Annotated in this window: 9 protein-coding genes; 8 read left to right on the forward strand and 1 reads right to left on the reverse strand. The window is 63.3% G+C overall.

Features of this window, described 5'->3' with window-relative positions:
• Positions 1-118 precede the first annotated feature (118 nt).
• Together VFO93_RS08615 and VFO93_RS08620 are read left to right on the forward strand one after the other, a co-directional pair.
• Positions 119-1,153 carry a glycosyltransferase family protein gene (locus VFO93_RS08615; protein ID WP_325133955.1) on the forward strand — a complete coding sequence of 345 codons (1,035 nt, stop codon included), beginning with the start codon at positions 119-121 and terminating at the stop codon, positions 1,151-1,153.
• A gap of 212 nt (positions 1,154-1,365) precedes the next feature.
• Positions 1,366-2,823 carry a GH1 family beta-glucosidase gene (locus VFO93_RS08620; RefSeq protein ID WP_325133956.1) on the forward strand — a complete coding sequence of 486 codons (1,458 nt, stop codon included), beginning with the start codon at positions 1,366-1,368 and terminating at the stop codon, positions 2,821-2,823.
• Between the two features lie 129 nt (positions 2,824-2,952).
• Here VFO93_RS08620 and VFO93_RS08625 read toward each other — a convergent pair whose 3' ends face one another.
• Entirely contained in the window at positions 2,953-3,405 is a 453-nt protein-coding gene (locus VFO93_RS08625) for a hypothetical protein (protein ID WP_325133957.1), read from the reverse strand.
• A 105-nt stretch (positions 3,406-3,510) separates the two neighbouring features.
• On the opposite strand from VFO93_RS08625, the gene VFO93_RS08630 reads away from it, so the two are divergent.
• The 6 genes from VFO93_RS08630 to VFO93_RS08655 all read left to right on the forward strand — a co-directional run bounded on the left by VFO93_RS08630 (position 3,511) and on the right by VFO93_RS08655 (position 7,720).
• Positions 3,511-4,659, forward strand: a complete 1,149-nt coding sequence (locus VFO93_RS08630; RefSeq protein WP_325133958.1) for an App1 family protein — start codon at positions 3,511-3,513, stop codon at positions 4,657-4,659.
• Between the two features lie 39 nt (positions 4,660-4,698).
• Positions 4,699-5,457 carry a monofunctional biosynthetic peptidoglycan transglycosylase gene (gene mtgA / locus VFO93_RS08635; RefSeq protein ID WP_325133959.1) on the forward strand — a complete coding sequence of 253 codons (759 nt, stop codon included), beginning with the start codon at positions 4,699-4,701 and terminating at the stop codon, positions 5,455-5,457.
• A gap of 178 nt (positions 5,458-5,635) precedes the next feature.
• Positions 5,636-6,073, forward strand: coding sequence for a nuclear transport factor 2 family protein (locus tag VFO93_RS08640; RefSeq protein WP_325133960.1), 438 nt, complete (start codon positions 5,636-5,638; stop codon positions 6,071-6,073).
• A gap of 20 nt (positions 6,074-6,093) precedes the next feature.
• Positions 6,094-6,648, forward strand: a complete 555-nt coding sequence (locus tag VFO93_RS08645) for a DinB family protein (RefSeq protein WP_325133961.1) — start codon at positions 6,094-6,096, stop codon at positions 6,646-6,648.
• A 142-nt stretch (positions 6,649-6,790) separates the two neighbouring features.
• A complete protein-coding gene (locus VFO93_RS08650) occupies positions 6,791-6,925 on the forward strand; it encodes a hypothetical protein (RefSeq protein WP_325133962.1) in 135 nt (44 codons plus the stop codon).
• 159 nt (positions 6,926-7,084) lie between these two features.
• A complete protein-coding gene (locus VFO93_RS08655; protein WP_325133963.1) occupies positions 7,085-7,720 on the forward strand; it encodes an FKBP-type peptidyl-prolyl cis-trans isomerase in 636 nt (211 codons plus the stop codon).
• Positions 7,721-7,768: the final 48 nt, after the last annotated feature.

Genomic DNA, 7,768 nt, shown 5'->3' on the forward strand with positions numbered 1-7,768 from the left:
GGGGGAGCCGACCGCAGGCAGACGTTGTTGGGCGTCAGGCTCCCCCTCTTTTTTGGAGAGGGGGCCGGGGGGTGAGGTGCCCCGCGCCGGTGGCGCTTGTTTAAGTACCAGATTTTTAATGCGCTTACTATACGCTATCCAGGGCACCGGCAACGGGCACCTGAGCCGGGCCCTGGACATTGTGCCGCTGCTGCAACGCCGCTGCGACCAGCTTGATATATTGGTGAGTGGCTCGGCCGCCGAGCTGCCGCTGCCCTTCGCCGTGAAATACCGGGTGCCCGGCATGGGCTTTTTGTTTGGCAAAAAGGGTGGCATCAACTTCGCCAAGACCTTCTGGCAGTTCAATTCGGCCACCTTTCTGCGCGATATTCATCAGCTGCCAGTGGCCAGCTATGATTTAGTTATCAGCGACTTCGAGCCTGTGAGCAGCTGGGCCTGCCAGCGGCGCGGGGTGCCCTGCGTGGCCCTCAGCCACCAGAGCGCCGTGCTGCACCCCGCCGCCCCGCGCCCCAAGCGTCCCGACCCGGCTGGGCGGGCCGTGCTGCGGCACTACGCGCCCAGCACGGCGCAGTACGGCTTTCATTTTCAGGAATATGCGCCGGGCATCGCCACGCCCGTTATCCGGCAGCAGGTGCGCGCGCTGGTGCCCACCAACGAGGGGCACTACACGGTGTACCTACCCGCTTTTGCCGAAGAGCTGTTGGTGAAGCACTTGCGCTACGTCAGCAGCACTACGCGCTGGGAGGTGTTCAGCAAGCACAGCACCCGGCCCGCGCAGCACGGCAACGTGCGCGTGTGGCCCGTGAGCGGCCCGGCCTTTCTGGACAGCCTGCGCCGGGCGGCGGGCGTGCTCTGCGGGGCGGGCTTCGAGACGCCTGCCGAGGCGCTGTACCTGGGCAAAAAGCTGCTGGTAGTGCCCATGAAGCAGCAGTATGAGCAGCAGTGCAACGCCGCCGCCCTGGCCGCAATGGGCGTGCCCGTCATCCGCGGCTTCAAGCCCAAGCACCTCGCCGTGCTCGACCAGTGGCTGCACCAGGGCCAGCCGGTGCCCGTCGATTATCCCGACCAAACGGCCGCTATTCTGGACCGCTTGCTGCATGAGCAGTTGCCGAGTTTACAGCGGGAGGTTCTGACTGGGCTTATATCGGTGTAGAGACGCATCCTTGCGTCTCGACGTTGTTCAGCGTAAGCTATGTACCTGACTATGAAGGTGGGTCATGCTGAACACAGTGAAGCCTCTCTACCGCTTCGTTCAAGCTGTCTAACGAGGCGATAGAGATGCTTCACTGCGTTCAGCATGACACTCGTTTACAAGACTTTTTTTTGAATCTATCTTTTTCCAATTGCTTTTCCTGCATTTCCGCTATGAATTCGTCCCTCCCCGACCCGCTGCCGCCGGCTTTCTTCCCCGCCTCCGCCCCTGCCGACCTCACCCGCGCCGCGTTCGGCCCCGATTTCCGCTGGGGCGCGTCGGCCGCCGCCTACCAGACCGAGGGTGCCTGGAAAACCCACGGCAAGGGCCGCAGCATCTGGGACGATTTTACGGACCGCAGCGGGCGCATTAGCCGCAACGAAGACGGGCGCGTGGCCGCCGATTTCTACCACCGCTACGAAACCGACCTCAACCTGGCCCGCAGCCTGGGCATGAGCGCGTTTCGCTTCTCGGTATCGTGGCCGCGGGTGCTGCCCGAGGGCACCGGGGCCATCAACCGCCACGGCCTGGGCTTCTATGACCGGCTGGTCGATGCCTGCCTGGCGCGCGGCCTCGAGCCCTGGCTCACGCTCTACCATTGGGATTTGCCCAGCGCCCTGCAAGCCCGCGGCGGCTGGACCAACCGCCAGGTAGTAGGCTGGCTCAGCGAGTATGCCGAGGTGATGGCCCGCCACCTCGGCGACCGCGTGCAGCACTGGATGGTGCTGAATGAGCCCATGGTATTTGTGGGGGCCGGGCACCTACTGGGGCTGCACGCGCCGGGGCGGCGCAGCCTGGGCGCGTTTTTGGCGGCGGCCCACCACGCGGCGCTGGCCCAGGCCGAGGGCGGGCGGGCGCTGCGGGCGCTGCTGCCCGCGTCGGCCCGCATCGGCACCACGTTTTCGTGCTCGCAGCTTACGCCCCGCACGCCGGGCAACGCCCGCGACGAGGCCGCCACCCGCCGCACCGACGCCCTGCTCAACCGCTTTTTTGTGGAGCCGACCCTTGGCCTGGGCTACCCGCTGGCCGAGCTGCCGCTGGTGGCCTGGCTGCTCCAGCGCTACCACAAAAGCGGCGACGACCAACTGCTGAAGTTCAATTTCGACTTCTGGGGCATCCAGAACTACACCCGCGAGGTGGCGCGCGCGGCCCCGTGGCTGCCGCCGCACTGGGCGGCCCTGGTGCCGGCCAAGCAGCGCGGCGTACCCACCACCGACATGGGCTGGGAAGTCTGCCCTGAGTCCATCTACCACATGCTCAAGCAGTACGCCGCCTATCCCGGCGCGCCACAGTTGGTTGTCACCGAAAGCGGCTCGGCCTTTCCCGACGAGCTGCTGCCCGGCCGCGTGCCCGACGCCGCCCGCCGCGCCTACCTGCAAGCCGCCATTGGGCAGGTGCGCCGGGCGCAGCTGGAGGGCGTGGACGTGGGCGGCTACTTCGCTTGGTCGCTCACCGACAACTTCGAGTGGGCGCAGGGCTACGCGCCCCGCTTCGGTCTCATCCACGTCGATTATGAGACCCAGCAGCGCACCATCAAGGACTCGGGGCTGTGGTACCGGGAGTTTTTGGGCGGCGCGCCGCCGAAGGCCGGGCGGGTGAAGGTAGCCGGTGAGGCCAGCGCCGCGCAGTAGCGCGGGCAACTTTTTCTGGTTGAAAACTGTATATTTGCCAAAGGAGTGGAACGTTTCGGACGCTTAAGAGGAGGACGCGCTTTCAGGCGCGGTGCATCGCTCGCCACTCGATAGAAGAAAGTCAGTCGCTTAGGCGGCTGGCTTTTTTTTATACATCGTAACCAGAGCTAGTTGCTGGCGGCCGGGGCGCCATTCCACAATGGCGACGGTAGTACCAGTCGCGGTTTCCCGCTGCATTTCTATGCGCGGCTGTTTACCCGGCTTGGCCTGCCCGGCGCGCACGGCAGTTGGCTGATGCAGCCAGTTGGCCAGGTCCAGCAGGTCGGTCTCGATTATTGGAATCTGTCTGCGGGCTATTTCGGCTTTGGCTTTTGCTATTCCGTGTTGCGCTAAGGTGTGCCGAATACTGTCACTTTCAACAAGTAGCTCGTACACCTGACTGCCTTCATTCAGAATAGCTTTTACTGCCTGCGCTGTTGCTTCGGTGAGTAATCCAAACCTACAAAAGCCTTTAATTGCGTTACCAGCTGTTTTTTGCGTGTAGTAGAGCAGTTCTGCAAGAGTAGTAAATTCGTAATGCATAGAGCAGGGGTTAGAATATACTCATATAAATAGTCGTTGGCGTTTAAGTTAGGCTCGCGCTACCACATATCGCACAGAATGCTCGTCTGGCCGTAGGTTTGCCCGATGAATATAGGCCAATGGGTTTCGGATGCGCTCGAATGGGCCGACACGCGCATCACGCGCGCGGCGGCGCGGCTGGGGCGCCTGCGGCCCCTGCACCTCGACGTGTACCGCAGCTACGGCACCCCGCACCGCTTTTACCTCAAGGGCCGCCTGCTCGCCGACCGCGGCCTCACGCCCCAGACCGAGGCCGACTCGCCGTGGCGCAATTTCCAGGCCATGTACCGGCGCTTCAACAGCCGCGAAATACCTAAGGCCCAGATAGTAGTAGAGCTGCCCGGCGGCCTCGACGCCTACGCCACCACCGACAAGGCCGGCTACTACACCCTGGCCCTCGACCCGCCCCAGCTGCCCGCGCCCACCGACTACCTCTGGTACCCGGTGCCGGTGCAGGTGAGCCGGCTGCCCAAGCGCTTCCGGGGCCTGGATGGCACCATTAAGGGCACGGCGCAGGTACTGATTCCGCCGCCCACGGCCGAATTCGGGGTGATTTCCGACCTCGACGATACGGTGATTGTGACCCGCGCCACCCACATTTTGCGGATGCTGCGCACGGTGCTGTTTCGCAACGCGCACTCGCACGAGCCGCTCTCGGGCGTGGCGGCGTTTTACCAGGCCTTGCAGCTCGGGCTGAGCGGGCAGCCCGACAACCCGTTTTTCTACGTCAGCTCCTCGCCCTGGAACCTCTACGACGTGCTCGAAGACTTCCTGCGATTGCGCGGCATTCCGCTGGGGCCCATGCTACTGCGCGACTCGCTGCTGAGCGGCCCCAAGCGCGGGCCGGGCGATGTAAGCAGCGGCAATGACTCGCTGCATCACGGCCACAAGCTCAAAGAAATCAAACAGCTACTGGATACCTACCCGCACCTGCCATTTATCCTGCTCGGCGACAGCGGGCAGCACGACGCCGACATCTACGCCGAGGTAGTGCGCCAGCGGCCGGGCCAGGTCAAGGTCATCTACATCCGCGATGTGGGTTTGCCCGCGCGGCTGGAGGTAGTCGCGCCCGTGGCGCTGGCCTTGCAGAACGAGTTTAAAGTAGAAATGCTGGTAGTGCCCGATTTTCTCACCGCCGCCCGGCACGCGGCCGGGTTGGGGCTGATTACGCCCGAAGGGCTGGCCGGCGTGGAGGCGGCCAGCCGCGAGCAGTAGCGCCGTAGCGCGAACTTTGTACCTTCTCCTTTTTTCCCCGTGGCTCAATCCGTTCAAACTCTACTCCCATCCTGGCGCACGGTGCTGCGCGTGAGCTTGCAAACGGCGGCGGCCTTGTTTCTGCTGTCGGTGGTGTGGGTGCTGCTCTACCGCTGGGTGCCACCGCCCGCCACCTGGCTGATGCTCGACCGCCGCGCCCACGCGCCGGTGGGCCACGGCTACTACGGCATCCAAGCCGATTCGCGCCACGCCAATTACCGCTTTTGCACCCTTGATGAGGTATCGCCCAGCATCCCGCTGGCGATGGTGGCTGCCGAAGACCAGCGCTTCCTGATTCACCACGGCTTCGACATGGATGGCATGTGGCAGGCCGCCAAGTACAACTGGAACCGCGGCGAGGGCAAGCCCGTGCGCGGCGGCTCCACCATCTCGCAGCAGGTAGCCAAAAACGTATTTCTCTGGCAGGGCCGCTCCTACGTGCGCAAGGCCGCCGAGGCTTACTTCACCATGCTCATCGAAGCGCTCTGGAGCAAGCGCCGCATCATGGAGATGTACCTGAGCGTGGCCGAAATGGGCGATTGCACTTTCGGCGTAGAAGCCGCCAGCCAGCGCTACTTCCACAAGCCCGCCCGCGACGTCAGCGCCCCCGAGGCCGCCCTGCTGGCCGGCGTGCTACCCAATCCGCTGCGCTTTCGGGCCAGTCAGCCGGGGCCGCAGGCCCGGGCCAAGCAGCTGCGCGTGCTGCGCCACATGCGGGCGCTGGGCGGCACGGCCTACGTGGCTACCTTGCTGAAGTAGTATCCTTGTATAAAGGCGTATTGAATACACTTGTCATGCTGAGCGCAGCGCAGCGGAGTCGAAGCATCTCTTTAGCATAGTAACTTTTGACGCTAGCAACGAAGCGATAGAGATGCTTCGACTCCGCTGCGCTACGCTCAGCATGACAGTTCTTCCTTAATCATGTAGTCCCTTCACTTTGAAACAGCTACTCCCTCTCACCGCAAGCCTGGCCTTAACCTTCGCCCACCCGGTTGCCGCTGGCCCACCCGAGGCGCGCAAAGCCATTGCCCAGGTGCTGGCCACCCAAACGGCCGCCTGGAACCGGGGCGATATTCCCGGCTTCATGGCCGGCTACTGGCGCTCCGATTCGCTGGTGTTCATCGGCAGCAAGGGCATGACCTACGGCTGGCAGCCCACGCTCGACAACTACCGCAAAACCTACGGCGACGCCACCAAAATGGGACAGCTCGACTTCAGCCAGCTGCGCATCACGCCGCTGTCGGCCGACGTGGCGCAGGTGGTGGGGCACTGGCACCTGGCCCGCCCGCAGGCCGGCGATTTGCAGGGGCAGTTCCTGCTGATTTTCCGGCGCATCAAGGGCGAGTGGGTGATTGTGGCCGACCATTCGAGCTAGCGATGGACATACCGCCGTTTTTGGCCGAGCTTCGCGGATTCGTCACCGACACGTTTGCCGAGGTCGATGCGTGGTTTGACCAGCCCGCCGACCTGCGCGCCTACCCGCCCGCCGATGGCGGCTGGACTACCGACGAAGTGCTCACCCACATCGGCCTGACCAATCACTACCTGCTCATTCTCATTGAGAAAGGTGCGACTAAAGCCTTGGCCAACGCGCAGAACCTGGATTTGGCCACCGAGTTGGCCCGCTACCAGTTTCCGCGCGAGAAGCTGGCAGCCATTGGCGTGCTGCACGCCTTCGACTGGGTGCGCCCCGGCCACATGGAGCCGCGCGAGCACCCACAGCCGCTGCCTGCCGTGCGGCAGCAGCTGCGTGCGCAGTTGGCCCAAACGCTGGCCTGCCTCGACCAGCTGATGCACGGCGAGGGCTTGCTTTATACTACGACCATGACGGTCAACGGCTTGGGCAGGCTGAATGTGTATGAGTACGTTTATTTTCTGGCGCAGCACGCCCGCCGCCACCTGACACAGATGCAAGATAACGCGGCGGAGTTTGCGGCTGGCGTAGCGTAAGCTTTAGCTTGCGGGGCGTCTAGCGGCGTGCCCTGACGCCTCGCAAGCTAAAGCTTACGCTACATAAATACTCGGCACGCCTACTACTTTTTATCGTGGCTGCCGTATATTTGCGCCTGATTACACCCTCAGTTAGAACCTTATGAAAAAGACCACTGCCTTTTCGTCGTTGCTGCTGCTGGGCGGCCTGGGCTCGCTCGGCTTCCTCACGGCCCAGCTCGCGGGCCTGAATCTGACTTTTTCGCTGCGCGGCGAAGAAGACCATCATTATCTGTAAATCTGCCTATTAAGCCTACCTTCCGTTAGTAAAGCCTCGCCCTTGGCGGGGCTTTTTGCGTAGGCATCGGGCGGCGGTGCCGACATTTGCCCGCTTACTTTTTTTCCTTCATCAGCCGGCCCGGCCCTTCGTGGCGGGCGGCTACATTCGACTTCCTTCGTGACGCTCGACACCAACCAACAGCAGGTCAGCTACATCATCGGCCGCGACCTGGCCCGCAACTTCGCCCAGCAAGGCCTCGAGCTGGACATCGACACCCTGGCCGCCGCTCTCAAAGAAGGCCTTTCGGGCCAGCCCAGCCGCCTCACCCAGGAGCAAATGCAGGCCGCCATGCAGCAGCTGCAAGAGCAGCTCGGCGGCCTGGAAGAAGATGACGACGACACCCAAGACCCCAACTCCATGAGCAACAACAAAGCGGAAGGCGAAGCCTTCCTGGCCGAAAACGCCAACAAGCCCGGCGTAACCACCCTGCCCAGCGGCCTCCAGTACGAGGTGCTGACCGAGGGCACCGGCAAAAAAGCTGGTCCCCGCTCGTCGGTGACCACGCACTACCACGGCACCCTCATCAACGGTAACGTGTTCGACAGCAGCTACCAGCGCGGCCAGCCGGCCACGTTCGGCGTCAACCAGGTTATCGCCGGCTGGACCGAAGCCCTGCAACTGATGCCCGAAGGCTCGAAGTGGCGCTTGTACATCCCCTCGGACCTGGCCTACGGCAAGCGCGGCGCGGGCCGCGACATCGGCCCCGACTCGACGCTGATTTTCGACGTGGAATTGCTGAAAGTAAATAACTAAGCAGGTATTTTTCCGTCATGCTGAGCGGAGCGCAGCGCAGTCGAAGCA

The sequence above is a fragment of the Hymenobacter sp. genome (genome assembly GCF_035709525.1).
In the GTDB taxonomy this organism is placed as follows: domain Bacteria; phylum Bacteroidota; class Bacteroidia; order Cytophagales; family Hymenobacteraceae; genus Hymenobacter.